This is a genomic window from Enterobacter sp. ku-bf2 (genome assembly GCF_001742765.1).
GTDB lineage: Bacteria > Pseudomonadota > Gammaproteobacteria > Enterobacterales > Enterobacteriaceae > Enterobacter > Enterobacter quasiroggenkampii.
This window is the reverse complement of record NZ_MDVW01000024.1, coordinates 71482-85768: the sequence shown is the minus strand read 5'-3', so window position 1 is coordinate 85768 and position 14287 is coordinate 71482. Positions and strand designations below refer to the sequence as shown.

Sequence of the window (14287 nt, the reverse complement as noted above, 5' to 3'; positions counted from 1 at the left end):
TTTATCCAGAGACGCCATGCCGTCAGGGAAGATGTCCGAACGCGTGAATTTGATAATTTGGTTTATGCTAGTACAAACAATTTACAATTCATATGGTGACCGCTCAGAATTTGACACCACAGACTTATTAAATACTTACTCCGTTAAAAAAAACGGTGAAACGGTGAAAAAATGGTCATTTAAATTTCATTCAGGGAATAAGTTGTCACTTTTCGGCCAGTCTCGCAGAACCTGTGCATTCGACTGGTATCACGCCCGCGAAATCCCTATAATTGCCGCGTTTGACGCTCCGGCGTCGTCCTTCCTTAACATCCAGGTTAATCAGGTCGCTAAATTTATGACTGATAAGTCTCATCAGTGCGTCATTATAGGCATCGCCGGCGCATCGGCTTCAGGTAAAAGTCTAATTGCCAGTACGCTTTATCGCGAACTGCGTGAACAAGTAGGTGATGAGCATATCGGCGTCATTCCCGAAGACAGCTATTACAAAGATCAATCCCATCTGTCGATGGAAGAGCGCGTTAAAACGAACTATGACCACCCCAATGCAATGGATCACAGCCTGCTGTTCCAGCATTTAGAAGCGCTTAAGAGCGGCCAGGCGATTGAACTGCCCGTTTACAGTTATGTCGAACATACCCGTACCCAGGAAACGATCCGCATCGAGCCGAAAAAGGTCATTATCCTTGAAGGCATCCTGCTGCTGACCGATGCCCGCCTGCGTGAATCCATGAACTTCTCGATTTTCGTCGATACCCCGCTGGATATCTGCCTGATGCGCCGCATCAAGCGTGACGTTAATGAACGCGGCCGTTCAATGGACTCCGTGATGGCGCAATACCAGAAAACGGTCCGCCCAATGTTCCTGCAGTTTATTGAACCCTCCAAACAATACGCCGATATTATCGTGCCGCGCGGGGGTAAAAACCGCATTGCGATTGATATCTTAAAAGCGAAAATCAGCCAGTTTTTTGAATAAGCCGCGTGAATTGTGTACCGTTCAGAGATAACCTGGTTTTACCCTGAGCGCTTACCGACTCAGGGTACGTTGCATGAAAGGAGAAAGAGGCGTGCGTCTTTGTGATCGCGATATAGAAGCCTGGCTGGATGAAGGCCGTTTGTCTATTACCCCGCGTCCACCTGTTGAGCGTATCAATGGGGTGACCGTTGATGTCCGGTTGGGGAATAAATTCCGCACCTTTAGCGGCCATACCGCACCGTTCATCGACCTCAGCGGTCCGAAGGACGAAGTCAGCGCCGCGCTCGATCGCGTGATGAGTGATGAAATCGTTATCGACGACGGCGAAGCCTTTTATCTGCATCCGGGTGAACTGGCGCTGGCGGTCACATTTGAATCCGTCACCCTGCCTGCGGACCTCGTCGGCTGGCTTGATGGCCGCTCTTCGCTGGCGCGACTGGGGCTGATGGTACACGTGACCGCGCACCGTATCGATCCAGGCTGGTCAGGACGTATCGTGCTGGAATTCTTCAATGCCGGTAAATTGCCGCTGGCGCTTCGTCCGGGCATGATGATCGGCGCGTTGAGTTTTGAACCGCTGTCAGGCCCGGCAGACAGGCCGTATAACCGCCGCCAGGACGCAAAATATCGCGACCAGCAGGGTGCGGTTGCCAGCCGTATTGATAAAGACTGATCGTTAGTCCATTGAGGATGCCATGAGAAGAGTTCTGACAACGCTGATGATTTTGCTGGTGGTGCTGGTGGCTGGCCTTTCGGCGTTGGTTCTGCTGGTTAACCCCAATGACTTCCGCGCTTACATGGTGCGGCAGGTCGAGGCACGCAGTGGTTATCAACTGAAGCTTGATGGGCCGCTGCGCTGGCACGTCTGGCCTCAGCTCAGTATTCTCTCTGGCCGCATGTCGCTCACGGCGCCGGGGGCATCCCAGCCGCTGGTTTCCGCAGACAACATGCGCCTTGATGTGGCGCTAATCCCGCTCATTTCCCATCAGCTGCAGGTGAATCAGGTGATGCTGAAAGGCGCGGTGATTCAGCTCACCCCGCAAACCGAGGCCGTGCGTGATGCTAACGCGCCGGTGGCACCGCGCGAAAACACTCTGCCTGATGAACCGTCTGATACAGGCTGGTCCTTTGATATTGGCAAACTGAAAGTGGCCGATAGCGTACTGGTTTTCCAGCATGAGCACGAAGAGCAGGTCACCGTTCGCAACATTAACCTGCAGATGGAACAGGATGCACACCATATTGCGTCGGTGGAATTCAGCGGGCGCGTGAACCGCGATCAGCGCGATCTGACCCTGTCGCTGAATGCCAGCGTTAACGCGTCAGACTATCCGCACCAGCTCACCGCCGACATTCAGCAGCTGGACTGGCAGCTGACGGGGGCCGATCTTCCCACCCAGGGGATCGCCGGGCAGGGGACGCTGCAGGCCGTATGGCGCGAGGAACAAAAACAGCTGGAGCTGGATAACCTCAACCTGCAGGCAAATGACAGTAGTCTGAAAGGGCAGGCCAGCGTCACGCTCGAAGAAAAGCCGAAGTGGGTGCTGAATCTGCAGTTTGACAAACTCAACCTGGAAAATCTGTTGCCGCCTCTGCCAGCCAGCGCCACGGACAGCAATGCGGCGCAGACGGGGCAAAGCCAGGCAGCGGTATCACGCCCGGTTATTTCGTCGAATCTCGATCAGCCTGACTATAACGCCCTGCGCGGATTCACGGCGGATATTCTGCTGAAAGCCAATAGCCTGCGCTGGCGCGGCATGGACTTTACCGACGTGAGCAGCCAGATGTTTAACCATAACGGTTTGCTGGTGATCTCCGAACTGAGTGGCAAGATGGGCGCAGGGCACCTCTCGCTGCCCGGCACGCTGGATGTCCGTAAAGACGTTGCCAGCGCCGAATTCCAGCCGCGTCTCGATAACGTTGAGATAGGGACCATCCTGAACGCGTTTAACTACCCGATATCCCTGACGGGGCAGTTGACGCTGGCGGGGGACTTCTCGGGCTCGAAAATTGATGCCGAGGCGTTCCGCCGCGAGTGGCAGGGACAGGCGCATCTTGATCTGAAAAACTCCCATATGGAAGGGCTCAATTTCCAGCAGCTGGTGCAGCAGGCGGTAGAGCGCAGCAGCGATGTGAAAGCCCAGGAGAACTACGACAGCGCTACGCGACTCGACAGCTTCACCACGGACCTGACGCTGGACAACGGACAACTCTCTCTCGACGGAATGCAGGGTACCTCTTCATTCTTATCATTGACGGGCGAAGGTAAGCTGGATCTGGTCAAAGAGACGGCGGACACGCGCTTTAACGTGCGGGTACTTTCCGGCTGGCAGGGAGAAAGTAAGCTCATCGACTTCCTGAAAGAGACGCCGGTCCCATTGAGCGTATACGGCAAATGGCAGGCTCTGAATTATAGCCTCCAGGTGGATCAGATCCTGCGTAAGCATCTGCAGGATGAAGCGAAACGTCGGCTGAGCGGCTGGGCGGATCGTAATAAAGATTCGCAGGACGGCAAGGATGTGAAGAAGCTGCTGGATAAGCTGTGATGCCTGTTGCGCCGGGTGGCGGCTTCGCCTTACCCGGCCTACAAAAGCCTGACGCCGTTGCGCCACCCGACTTTTTTACACCTCAAAATCCAGTTCTTCCTCATCCCGCAGCGGTATCAGCTGAACCTTCTGCACGCGATGGTTTTCAATTTGTAGCGTTTTAAGCCGATAGTCGCCTACCTGAACCTCTTCCCCCGGCTGCGGGATACGCTGCAGATACTCCATCAGCAAACCGGCAATGGTGTGATATTCTCGCTTTTCATCCAGCGGCAGCGGGACATATTGCACCAGATCTTCCAGCGGCATATGGCCGTTTGCCGTCCACGAGCCATCGGCGTTTTTCTGAATGTCGTGGCGGGCATCAATCTCATCCACCTCGTTTGGCAGATTACCGGCAATGGTTTCCATCACGTCGCTGAGCGTGACCAGTCCTTCCACCGAACCAAACTCATCCACCACAAAGGCAAAGTGGGTCCGCGCGTTACGGAACTGCTCAAGGGCGGAAAGCAACGGCAGCCCCTCCGGGAAGACCAGCGGCTGGCGAACCAGGACGCGGAGATTGAGCGGCTCGCCGTGAAGCTGCTGCTGGAGCAGGTCAATGACGTGCACCACGCCCAGCAGCTCTTCTTCCGTTTCCCCGCCGGTCACCACCACGCGTGTGTGCTGGTTTTTATCCAGCAGGGCGCGAATGTGCGCTTCCGGGGCCGTCAGGTCAATATGCTCTATATCATGCCGCGACGTCATAATGCTGCTGACCGTACGCTGGTTAAGATTGAGCACTCGCTCAATCATCCGTCGTTCCTGCGGGTCAAAGATCTGCCCGTCACTGTGGTCGGCCAGCATGGCGGAGGATTCGGCGTCCAGCTCCGCATCCTCTTTCTTACCGCTTAACAGGCGCATGACCGTGTCGGCCGTACGCTGACGCAGCGTCTGATTTGCGGAAAGGAAGCGGCGGCGGTTGAATATCGCCAGCTGGTTAAGCGCTTCAATCATGACGGAGAACCCGATGGCGGCATACAGGTAGCCTTTCGGAATATGGAAGCCAAAACCGTCGGCCACCAGGCTAAAGCCAATCATCAGCAGGAAGCTCAGACAGAGGATCACGATGGTGGGGTGACTGTTCACAAAACGGGTCAGTGCCTTGCTGGCCATGACCATCAGCGTGATGGCAATAATGACCGCGGCCATCATCACCGCAAGATGGTCCACCATCCCGACGGCAGTGATCACCGAGTCCAGGGAGAAGACCGCATCCAGCACCACGATTTGCGCGACCACCGGCCAGAATTTTGCTCCGTGGCGCTGGGTCGGGTTCTCGCTGTCTTTGCCTTCCAGCCGCTCGTTGAGCTCTATGGTGGCTTTGAACAGCAGGAACAGGCCGCCGAAGAGCATGATCAGATCGCGGGCGCTAAAGCTCAGACCGTGGATAGAGAACAGAGGCTGAGTGAGCGTGACCAGCCAGGAAATAGAGGCCAGCAGCAGTAACCTCATGACCATCGCCAGCAGCAACCCCGTTACGCGCGCGCGATCGCGCTGGGAAGGGGGCAGTTTTTCAGCGAGGATGGCGATAAAAACCAGATTATCAATCCCGAGCACCAGCTCGATGACGACCAGCGTAACCAGCCCGGCCCAGATTGAGGGATCGGCAATCCATTCCATAGTAGTAGCAATACCTTCTGTAACATGACGAATGACACAATTCGATCATGGATAAAGCTGGGGGAAATTGCAATGTCAGTATGAGATTTCTCTCAATAATCATTAAATTAATAATACCGGGAATAATAAGTCTAATTCATCAAGAAAGTCTGTATTTATCTGAAATAACAAAATTAAGAAATATCGCATTAAAAGGTGTTCAATGATAACACTGTCAATATAAAGAAATTCTTAAAAATAAACTGCTTTTCTAAACAAATTCTTAAAATTTGGTGTTCGGAACCCGTTTTCTTGCCTGTTTTGAGATTAGCTGTTACAAGATTAATAGCCTGAAAAAGGATATCTTCTGTTACTGGTTGTTGTTTTTTTTTGAGCGACTAACGAAATAGTGCCTGCGTATTATGAATGCTCCATTTATTTCAAATGCAAAAAATCTGGCGATTTTTTGCCTGCAATTCATCGTGTTATAGCGTATTGGTAGCTGGAAGCCAAGGGCGGTAGCGTGCCTGGATGTGTGTGGATGAGCCATGATTCCGTTGTCAACAGTGACTGGCCAAATAACGTTTTTTTTAGGAATGATGCTAGTTATATTTTTATTTAATTAGCTACATTCTTAATGCATTTTAGATTCACACGTATTTAAATTGCACAGGATAATTACTCTGCCAAAGTGATAAATAATCAATGATGAACTCCAAAATGAAATTGATGCCATTATTGGTGTCTGTGACCTTGATGAGCGGTTGCACTGTCTTTCCCGGCAGCAATATGTCAACAATGGGCAAGGATGTGATCAAGCAACAGGATGCCGATTTTGATCTCGACAAAATGGTGAATGTTTATCCACTTACGCCTCGTCTGGTCGAACAATTACGCCCACGTCCAAACGTTGCCCAGCCGAATATGTCACTGGACCAGGAAATTGCGTCCTACCAGTATCGCGTAGGGCCAGGAGACGTCATTAACGTGACCGTCTGGGACCACCCCGAACTGACCACGCCAGCGGGCCAGTACCGTAGCTCAAGCGACACCGGTAACTGGGTGCAGTCAGATGGCACCATGTTCTATCCCTACATTGGTAAAGTCCATGTGGCAGGGAAAACGCTTGCCGAGATCCGTAGTGATATTACCGGCCGCTTAGCGCAGTACATCGCCGACCCGCAGGTGGACGTTAATATCGCCGCATTCCGCTCGCAAAAAGCCTACATCTCCGGCCAGGTGAACAAATCCGGTCAGCAGGCTATCACCAACGTTCCTCTGACCGTGCTGGATGCCATTAACGCCGCGGGCGGGTTAACCGACGGCGCCGACTGGCGCAACGTGGTACTGACCCACAACGGGAAGGAGCAGCGCATTTCGCTTCAGGCGCTGATGCAAAACGGCGATCTGACCCAGAACCGCCTGCTTTACCCGGGCGACATCCTCTATGTACCACGCAATGACGATCTCAAAGTCTTCGTGATGGGTGAAGTGAAGAAACAAAGCACCCTCAAGATGGACTTCAGCGGTATGACGCTGACCGAAGCGCTGGGCAATGCTGAGGGTATCGATCTGACGACCTCTAACGCGACCGGCATCTTCGTGATCCGTCCGCTGAAAGGTGAGGGCAGTGCGAAAGGCAAGATTGCCAACATCTACCAGCTGGATATGTCCGATGCGACCTCTCTGGTGATGGCGACGGAGTTCCGTCTCCAGCCATACGATGTGGTGTATGTCACTACCGCACCGGTTGCCCGCTGGAACCGTCTGATCAACCAGTTGCTGCCAACCATCAGTGGCGTTCGCTACATGACGGATACGGCGCGCGACATTCATACCTGGTAATCCGCGATGTTTAACAAAATTCTGGTGGTATGCGTGGGGAACATTTGCCGTTCCCCTACGGCTGAACGGTTGTTGAAACACTACCAGCCCGAACTGACCGTTGATTCGGCAGGGCTGGGTGCACTGGTCGGTAAAGGTGCCGATGAGCGCGCAACGATCGTGGCGCGGGATCATCACCTCTCTCTCGACGGGCATGTTGCCCGCCAGGTCACTGGCCGCATGTGCCGCGAGTATGACCTGATTCTGGCGATGGAAAAACGCCATATTCATGCGCTGTGCGATATCGCTCCGGAGATGCGCGGTAAGGTGATGCTGTTTGGACACTGGGACAATGAACGTGAAATCCCCGATCCCTACCGCAAAAGCCATGAGGCCTTTGAGGCGGTTTACACCTTACTTGACCAGTCTGCCCAACAGTGGGCGCAGGCACTGAAAGCTCAGCAGGGATAACAATGACCGAAAAAACAAGACCTTCTGCCGCCCCGACTTCGGGCAGTGATGAAATTGATATTGGACGCCTGGTCGGCACTGTTGTCGAGGCAAAGTGGTGGGTGCTGGGCATTACCGCCGTGTTTGCCGCTGCGGCCGTCGTCTACACGCTGTTTGCCACCCCTATCTACAGCGCCGATGCGCTGGTGCAGATCGAGCAGAATACCGGCAACTCGCTGGTGCAGGACATTGGCTCTGCGCTGGCGAACAAGCCGCCGGCCTCCGACGCTGAAATTCAGCTCATCCAGTCACGTCTGGTACTGGGTAAAACGGTCCATGACCTTGGGCTTGATATCTCCGTCACCAAAAATACCTTCCCGATCTTTGGTGCGGGCTGGGATCGGTTGATGGGCAGAAACAACGACACGGTCAAGGTCACTGACTTTGTGCTGCCAAAAGGGGCAGCCGATCAGACCTTTACCCTGACGGTGCTTGGCCCGAAACAGTACCAGCTGACCAGCGACGCGGGCTTTAGCGCGCGCGGTGAAGTGGGGCAGATGCTCACCAAAGATGGCGTCAGCATGATGGTCAGCGCGATCAATGCCCAGGAGGGCGGTGAATTCACCGTCACGAAATTCTCCACGCTGGGGATGATCAACAATCTGCAGAACAACCTGACCGTCACCGAAAACGGTAAGGATACCGGCGTGCTGAGCATGACCTTTACCGGTGAAGATAAGGATCAGATCCGCGACATCCTGAACAGCATTACCCGCAACTATCTTGAGCAGAACGTCGAGCGTAAGTCGGCTGAAGCGGCGAAAAGCCTGGCCTTCCTCGCGAAACAGCTCCCGGAAGTACGCGGCCGTCTGGATGATGCCGAGAACAAGCTGAACGCCTACCGTCAGGATAAAGACTCCGTTGACCTGCCGCTGGAGGCAAAGTCTGTCCTCGATTCGATGGTCAATATTGATGCGCAGCTTAACGAGCTGACCTTCAAAGAGGCGGAGATTTCCAAGCTTTACACCAAACGCCACCCGGCCTACCGCACCCTGCTGGAAAAACGCCGCACGCTGGAAGAGGAGAAGGCGAAGCTCAATGACCGCGTGACCGCGATGCCGAAAACTCAGCAGGAGATCGTGCGTCTGACCCGCGACGTGGAGTCCGGACAGCAGGTCTATATGCAGCTGCTGAACAAGCAGCAGGAGCTGAAAATCACCGAGGCAAGCACCGTGGGTGACGTGCGCATCGTCGACCCGGCCATTACCCAGCCTGGCGTGCTGAAGCCGAAGAAAGCGCTGATCATTCTCGGCAGCATTATTCTCGGCCTGATGCTCTCCATCGTTGGCGTGCTGCTGCGTTCGCTGTTCAACCGCGGTATCGAAAGCCCGCAGGTGCTGGAAGAAAACGGTATCAACGTCTATGCCAGCATTCCGCTGTCTGAGTGGCAAAAATCCCGTGACAGCGTCAAAACCATCAAAGGCGTTAAGCGTTACAAACAGAGCCAGCTGCTGGCGGTGGGTAACCCAACCGACCTCGCTATCGAAGCGATCCGCAGCCTGCGCACCAGTCTGCACTTCGCCATGATGCAGGCTAAAAATAACGTCCTGATGTTAACCGGCGTCAGCCCGTCAATCGGTAAAACCTTTGTCTGCGCCAACCTGGCGGCGGTGGTCAGCCAGACCAACAAGCGTGTGCTGCTGATCGACTGCGATATGCGCAAAGGCTACACCCACGAACTGCTGGGTACCAACAACGTTAACGGTCTGTCGGAAATCCTGCTTGGCAAAGGTGATATCAGCCAGAGCGCGAAGCCCACTACGGTGCCGAAATTTGACCTGATCCCTCGTGGGCAGGTGCCGCCTAACCCGTCCGAGCTGCTGATGAGCGAGCGCTTTAGCGAACTGGTGGAGTGGGCGAGCAAAAACTACGACCTGGTGCTGATCGATACGCCGCCGATTCTGGCCGTGACCGACGCGGCCGTTGTTGGCCGCCATGCGGGTACCACGTTGATGGTGGCGCGTTACGCGGTGAACACCCTGAAAGAGGTGGAAACCAGCCTGAGCCGCTTCGAGCAGAACGGGATTGAGGTAAAAGGGGTGATCCTGAACTCCATCTTCCGTCGCGCGACCGGCTATCAGGATTATGGCTATTACGAGTACGAATATAAGTCTGACAGTAAATAACAAAACCCCCCACACCCCTCACCCTAACCCTCTCCCCAAAGGGGAGAGGGGACTGTTCGGTGCTGGATTTGGGGGACGAACGTAATGATAACCACTGGCTGCCTTTCACCCTCTCCCCTTTGGGGAGAGGGCCGGGGTGAGGGGAAAAAATGACCACACAACGCCCTTTGATTTCTATCTATATGCCGACATGGAATCGTCAGCAGCTGGCGATCCGCGCAATCAAGTCGGTGTTACGTCAGGATTACGATAACTGGGAGCTGATCATCGTGGATGACTGCTCTTCCTCGTATGAACAGCTGCAAAAATTTGTGACTGACCTCAACGACCCGCGGGTGGTTTATACACATAACGCCATTAACTCCGGTGCCTGTGCTGTGCGTAACCAGGCGATTATGCAGGCCAAAGGGCAGTATCTGACCGGCATCGACGACGACGACGAATGGACGCCGAACCGCCTGTCTGTCTTCCTGTCGCATAAAGAGCAGCTGGTCACGCACGCGTTCCTGTATGCCAACGACTATGTCTGTCAGGGCGAGGTGTACTCGCAGCCTGCCAGCCTGCCGCTCTATCCGAAATCACCGTACTCTCGACGCCTGTTCTACAAGCGCAACATCATTGGTAACCAGGTCTTCACCTGGGCGTGGCGCTTTAAAGAGTGCCTGTTCGATACCGAACTGAAGGCCGCGCAGGATTACGATATTTTTCTCCGGATGGTGGTGGAATACGGCGAACCGTGGAAGGTCGAAGAGGCCACGCAGATCCTGCACATCAATCACGGGGAGATGCAGATTACCTCCTCGCCGAAAAAATTCTCGGGTTACTTCCATTTTTACCGCAAGCACAAGGACAAGTTTGACCGTGCCAGCCGTAAATATCAGCTCTTTACCCTCTATCAGATCCGCAATAAGCGCATGAACTGGCGCACGCTGCTCACGCTGTTGTCCGTTCGTAACGGCAAGCGCCTGGCTGATGGACTTCGGGGGAAATAATGTTTCTGGAAGATTGCCGCGCTAACAGCTGGAGCCTGCGTCCGTGCTGCATGGTTCTGGCGTACCGCATCGCGCATTTTTGCTCGGTGTGGCGTAAGAAAAATGTCCTGAACAACATCTGGGCGGCACCCGTGCTGGTGCTGTATCGCATCATCACCGAATGCTTTTTTGGCTATGAAATTCAGGCCGCGGCCACCATTGGCCGCCGCTTTACCATCCACCACGGCTATGCGGTGGTGATCAACAAGTTCGTGGTCGCCGGGGATGATTTCACCATCCGCCATGGGGTGACCATTGGCAACCGTGGGCCAGACAGCCTGGCCTGCCCGGTCATTGGCAATAACGTCGAGCTGGGCGCGAACGTGGTGATCATTGGTGACATTACGATTGGTAACAACGTCACGATTGGTGCGGGCAGCGTGGTGCTGGACACCATTCCGGATAACGCGCTGGTGGTGGGAGAAAAAGCCCGCGTGAAGGTGATTAAATGAATATTCTGCAATTTAACGTACGCCTCGCAGAAGGCGGAGCGGCAGGGGTGGCGCTGGATCTGCACCAGCGCGCGCTGCAAAAAGGACTTCAGTCTCGTTTTATTTACGGCTATGGCAAGGGCGGCAAGAAAAGCGTCAGTCACGATAACTTCCCGCAGGTGCACAAGCACACGCCGCGCCTGACCTCGATTGCCAATATCGCGTTGTTCCGTCTGTTTAACCGCGATCTGTTTGGCAACCTGAATACGCTTTATCGCACGGTGACCCGCACTACCGGCCCGGTTGTGCTGCATTTTCACGTGCTGCACAGCTACTGGCTAAATCTGGAAGAGGTAGTGGCGTTCTGTCAGAAGGTGCAGGCCCACAAGCCCGACACCCGCTTCGTCTGGACGCTACACGATCACTGGAGCGTAACCGGCCGTTGCGCGTTTACCGACGGCTGCGAAGGCTGGAAAAACAACTGCCAGAAATGCCCGACGCTGAGCAATTATCCGCCGGTGAAGGTGGATCGCGCGCACACGCTGGTGGCCGGCAAGCGCCAGCTTTTCCGCGACATGCTCTCGCTCGGCTGTACGTTTATCTCCCCGAGCCAGCACGTGGCCGATGCCTTCAACAGTCTGTACGGGGCAGGGCGCTGCCAGATTATTAACAACGGCATCGACGTGGCGACGGAAGCCATTCTCGCCGAGCTGACGCCGGTGGCAGAAACCGCGGGCAAACCGAAAATCGCTATCGTTGCGCATGACCTGCGTTACGACGGGAAAACCAACCAGCAGCTGGTGCGCGACATGATGGCACTGGGTGACAAAATTGAGCTCCATACCTTCGGCAAATTTTCACCGTTCGAAGGGGCTAACGTGGTGAACCACGGGTTTGAAACCGATAAGCGCAAGCTGATGAGCGCGCTGAATGAAATGGATGCGCTGGTATTCAGCTCCCGCGTGGATAACTACCCGCTGATCCTCTGTGAAGCGCTCTCCATCGGCGTGCCGGTGATTGCCACCCACAGCGATGCGGCACGCGAAGTGCTGGAAAAATCCGGCGGGAAAACTTTTGCCGAGCAGGAGGTCCTGCCGCTGGTGCAACTGCCGAAGGCGCAGATCGCTCAGGCTGTTTTTGGCACTGACCTGGAATCGTTCCGCAACCGCAGCCGCAAGGCCTACAGTGGACAACAGATGCTGGAGGAGTATGTCTCGTTCTATCAGAATCTGTAGTTATCTGCTGCTGCCGCTGATCTATCTGCTGGTCAACGTCAAAATTGCCCAGCTCGGCGAAAGCTTTCCGATAACCATCGTCACCTTCTTGCCCGTTCTGCTTCTGCTGTATGTCGATAAAATCAACCTGAAGAAGCTGATGATTGCCTTAGGGTTGGGTACGGGCCTGACGCTGTTCAACTACATCTTTGGCCAGTCGCTGGATGCCAGTAAATACGTCACCTCGACCATGCTGTTTGTTTATATCGTTATTATTATCGGAATGGTCTGGAGTATTCGCTTCAAAACGATTTCTCCGCACAATTATCGGAAAATCCTCAGGTTCTTTTATATTGCCGTTGCGTTAATTGTTATGCTTGCTGCCATGGAGATGGCGCAAATTATTCTTACCGGCGGCAGTAGTCTGATGGAGATAATTTCGAAATATCTCATTTACAGCAACAGCTATGTTTTGAACTTCATCAAGTTCGGCGGGAAGCGTACCACGGCCCTCTATTTTGAACCGGCGTTTTTCGCTTTGGCGTTAATCTCAATTTGGCTCAGCATCAAACAGTTTGGTATCAAAACGCCTAAGACCGATGCTATGATTCTTGCAGGAATCGTTCTGTCTGGATCGTTCTCAGGGGTAATGACATTTATCCTGTTTTACCTGCTGGAATGGGCGTTTCAGTACCTGAACAAAGATGCGATTAAGAAAAAACTGCCGCTGGCGATTATCTCCCTGACGGTATTTATGGTGGGCGTGATATTTGCCTTCCCATACATCTCAGAACGACTGGGTGATTTGGGAACAGAAGGCTCATCGTCCTATTATCGCATCATTGGACCGCTGGTGATGGTGGGTTATTCCTTAACCCATATAGATGGTGTAGTAAGATTCGGCTCACTTTACGAATATGTTGCATCATTCGGAATCTTTAACGGTGCGGATGTCGGTAAAACGATAGACAATGGTCTGTATCTGTTAATTATTTATTTTTCGTGGTTCGCTGTACTGTTGACGCTGTGGTATCTGTTTAAAGTTTTCAAAATGATGATTAACGCGTTCGGGGATAACCAGAACTTTCGCGTGCAGCTTTATCTGTTTACGCCGGTGTCGCTGTTTTTTACCGGGTCAATATTTAGTCCGGAATATGCTTTCTTGATTGTCTGTCCGTTTATTCTGCGCAAAGCGCTTAATATTACGAACGTATGACGAAATGAGGTGATTTATGTTTCTTAGCGTCATTACTGTCGCTTTTCGTAATTACGAAGGGGTGGTAAAAACCTGGCGCTCGCTGCGCAACCTGGCGCGCGATCCAAGCCTCACCTTTGAGTGGATTGTGGTCGACGGCGGCTCGAACGATGGCACGGCGGAGTTTCTGGAAAAACTCAACGGTGAGTTCAACTTACGTTACATCAGCGAGAAAGATAAAGGCATTTACGATGCGATGAACAAAGGCATCAATATGGCGCAGGGCCGTTATGCCATCTTTCTGAATTCGGGTGATATTTTCCATGATGACGTGGCGCTGTTTGCCCGTCAACTGGCGCGCCAGAAAGAGGACGCCATGTATATTGGCGATGCGCTGCTCGATTTTGGCGACGGACATAAAGTGTGCCGCAGCGCGAAGCCGGGCTGGTATATCTATCACAGTTTACCCGCCAGCCATCAGGCCATTTTCTTTCCGGTAAAAGGTCTGAAAAAACAGCCTTACGATTTGCAGTATAAAGTGTCTTCCGATTATGCGCTGGCCGCCAGTCTCTATAAGTCAGGTTACACGTTCCGCCGAATTAAAGGGCTGGTATCTGAATTTTCAATGGGTGGCGTGTCAACCTCGAATAATCTGGAATTGTGCCAGGATGCCAAAAACGTGCAGCGTAAAATATTACGCGTGCCGGGGTTCTGGGCGGAATTATCTTATTTTTTACGCGTGCGCACCACGAGTAAAACGAAAGCCTTATATAACAAAGCCTGAATATAAGGA

12 protein-coding genes are annotated in these 14287 nt (G+C 53.4%); 11 read left to right on the top strand and 1 reads right to left on the bottom strand.

Annotation, left to right across the window (positions count from 1 at the left end; all coding sequences use genetic code 11):
• The first annotated feature begins 337 nt into the window (after positions 1-337).
• From udk to asmA, 3 genes are all read left to right on the top strand, one after another.
• Complete coding sequence (udk, locus tag BFG58_RS22555) at positions 338-979, top strand: uridine kinase (RefSeq protein WP_008500855.1); 642 nt, start codon at positions 338-340, stop codon at positions 977-979.
• Between the two features lie 91 nt (positions 980-1070).
• Positions 1071-1652: a dCTP deaminase gene (gene dcd, locus BFG58_RS22550; protein ID WP_024908111.1), complete on the top strand. Its 582-nt coding sequence runs from the start codon at positions 1071-1073 to the stop codon at positions 1650-1652.
• A gap of 22 nt (positions 1653-1674) precedes the next feature.
• Positions 1675-3525, top strand: a complete 1851-nt coding sequence (gene asmA / locus BFG58_RS22545; RefSeq protein ID WP_069720614.1) for an outer membrane assembly protein AsmA — start codon at positions 1675-1677, stop codon at positions 3523-3525.
• Positions 3526-3600: 75 nt separating this feature from the next.
• On the opposite strand, the gene BFG58_RS22540 is transcribed toward asmA, so the two are convergent.
• Positions 3601-5184 carry a TerC family protein gene (locus BFG58_RS22540; protein WP_069720613.1) on the bottom strand — a complete coding sequence of 528 codons (1584 nt, stop codon included), beginning with the start codon at positions 5182-5184 and terminating at the stop codon, positions 3601-3603.
• Between the two features lie 684 nt (positions 5185-5868).
• Between BFG58_RS22540 and BFG58_RS22535 the strand changes: the two genes are divergently transcribed.
• The 8 genes from BFG58_RS22535 to wcaE all read left to right on the top strand — a co-directional run bounded on the left by BFG58_RS22535 (position 5869) and on the right by wcaE (position 14278).
• Positions 5869-7008 carry a polysaccharide export protein gene (locus tag BFG58_RS22535; RefSeq protein ID WP_008499413.1) on the top strand — a complete coding sequence of 380 codons (1140 nt, stop codon included), beginning with the start codon at positions 5869-5871 and terminating at the stop codon, positions 7006-7008.
• A gap of 6 nt (positions 7009-7014) precedes the next feature.
• Positions 7015-7458, top strand: a complete 444-nt coding sequence (gene wzb, locus BFG58_RS22530) for a low molecular weight protein-tyrosine-phosphatase Wzb (protein ID WP_045908628.1) — start codon at positions 7015-7017, stop codon at positions 7456-7458.
• A 2-nt stretch (positions 7459-7460) separates the two neighbouring features.
• Positions 7461-9623, top strand: coding sequence for a tyrosine-protein kinase Wzc (gene wzc / locus BFG58_RS22525; RefSeq protein ID WP_048028312.1), 2163 nt, complete (start codon positions 7461-7463; stop codon positions 9621-9623).
• Positions 9624-9772: 149 nt separating this feature from the next.
• Complete coding sequence (wcaA, locus tag BFG58_RS22520; RefSeq protein ID WP_045908626.1) at positions 9773-10615, top strand: colanic acid biosynthesis glycosyltransferase WcaA; 843 nt, start codon at positions 9773-9775, stop codon at positions 10613-10615.
• A complete protein-coding gene (gene wcaB, locus BFG58_RS22515; protein WP_039025009.1) occupies positions 10615-11106 on the top strand; it encodes a colanic acid biosynthesis acetyltransferase WcaB in 492 nt (163 codons plus the stop codon). Before wcaA ends, wcaB begins: the two co-directional genes overlap by 1 nt.
• On the top strand, positions 11103-12320 hold the full coding sequence (wcaC, locus tag BFG58_RS22510) for a colanic acid biosynthesis glycosyltransferase WcaC (RefSeq protein WP_045908625.1): 1218 nt from the start codon (positions 11103-11105) through the stop codon (positions 12318-12320). Before wcaB ends, wcaC begins: the two co-directional genes overlap by 4 nt.
• Positions 12295-13515 carry a colanic acid polymerase WcaD gene (gene wcaD, locus BFG58_RS22505; protein ID WP_045908624.1) on the top strand — a complete coding sequence of 407 codons (1221 nt, stop codon included), beginning with the start codon at positions 12295-12297 and terminating at the stop codon, positions 13513-13515. The genes wcaC and wcaD overlap by 26 nt, the downstream gene beginning before the upstream one ends.
• Positions 13516-13531: 16 nt before the next feature.
• Positions 13532-14278: a colanic acid biosynthesis glycosyltransferase WcaE gene (gene wcaE / locus BFG58_RS22500; protein WP_069720612.1), complete on the top strand. Its 747-nt coding sequence runs from the start codon at positions 13532-13534 to the stop codon at positions 14276-14278.
• Positions 14279-14287: the final 9 nt, after the last annotated feature.

Coding starts and splice junctions, on each gene's coding strand:
- wcaE (WP_069720612.1), top strand. CDS start 13,532: ATGTTTCTTAGCGTCATTACTGTCGCTTTTCGTAATTACGAAGGGGTG.
- wcaA (WP_045908626.1), top strand. CDS start 9,773: ATGACCACACAACGCCCTTTGATTTCTATCTATATGCCGACATGGAAT.
- wcaD (WP_045908624.1), top strand. CDS start 12,295: ATGTCTCGTTCTATCAGAATCTGTAGTTATCTGCTGCTGCCGCTGATC.
- wzb (WP_045908628.1), top strand. CDS start 7,015: ATGTTTAACAAAATTCTGGTGGTATGCGTGGGGAACATTTGCCGTTCC.
- BFG58_RS22540 (WP_069720613.1), bottom strand. CDS start 5,184: ATGGAATGGATTGCCGATCCCTCAATCTGGGCCGGGCTGGTTACGCTG.
- wcaB (WP_039025009.1), top strand. CDS start 10,615: ATGTTTCTGGAAGATTGCCGCGCTAACAGCTGGAGCCTGCGTCCGTGC.
- asmA (WP_069720614.1), top strand. CDS start 1,675: ATGAGAAGAGTTCTGACAACGCTGATGATTTTGCTGGTGGTGCTGGTG.
- wcaC (WP_045908625.1), top strand. CDS start 11,103: ATGAATATTCTGCAATTTAACGTACGCCTCGCAGAAGGCGGAGCGGCA.
- BFG58_RS22535 (WP_008499413.1), top strand. CDS start 5,869: ATGATGAACTCCAAAATGAAATTGATGCCATTATTGGTGTCTGTGACC.
- udk (WP_008500855.1), top strand. CDS start 338: ATGACTGATAAGTCTCATCAGTGCGTCATTATAGGCATCGCCGGCGCA.
- wzc (WP_048028312.1), top strand. CDS start 7,461: ATGACCGAAAAAACAAGACCTTCTGCCGCCCCGACTTCGGGCAGTGAT.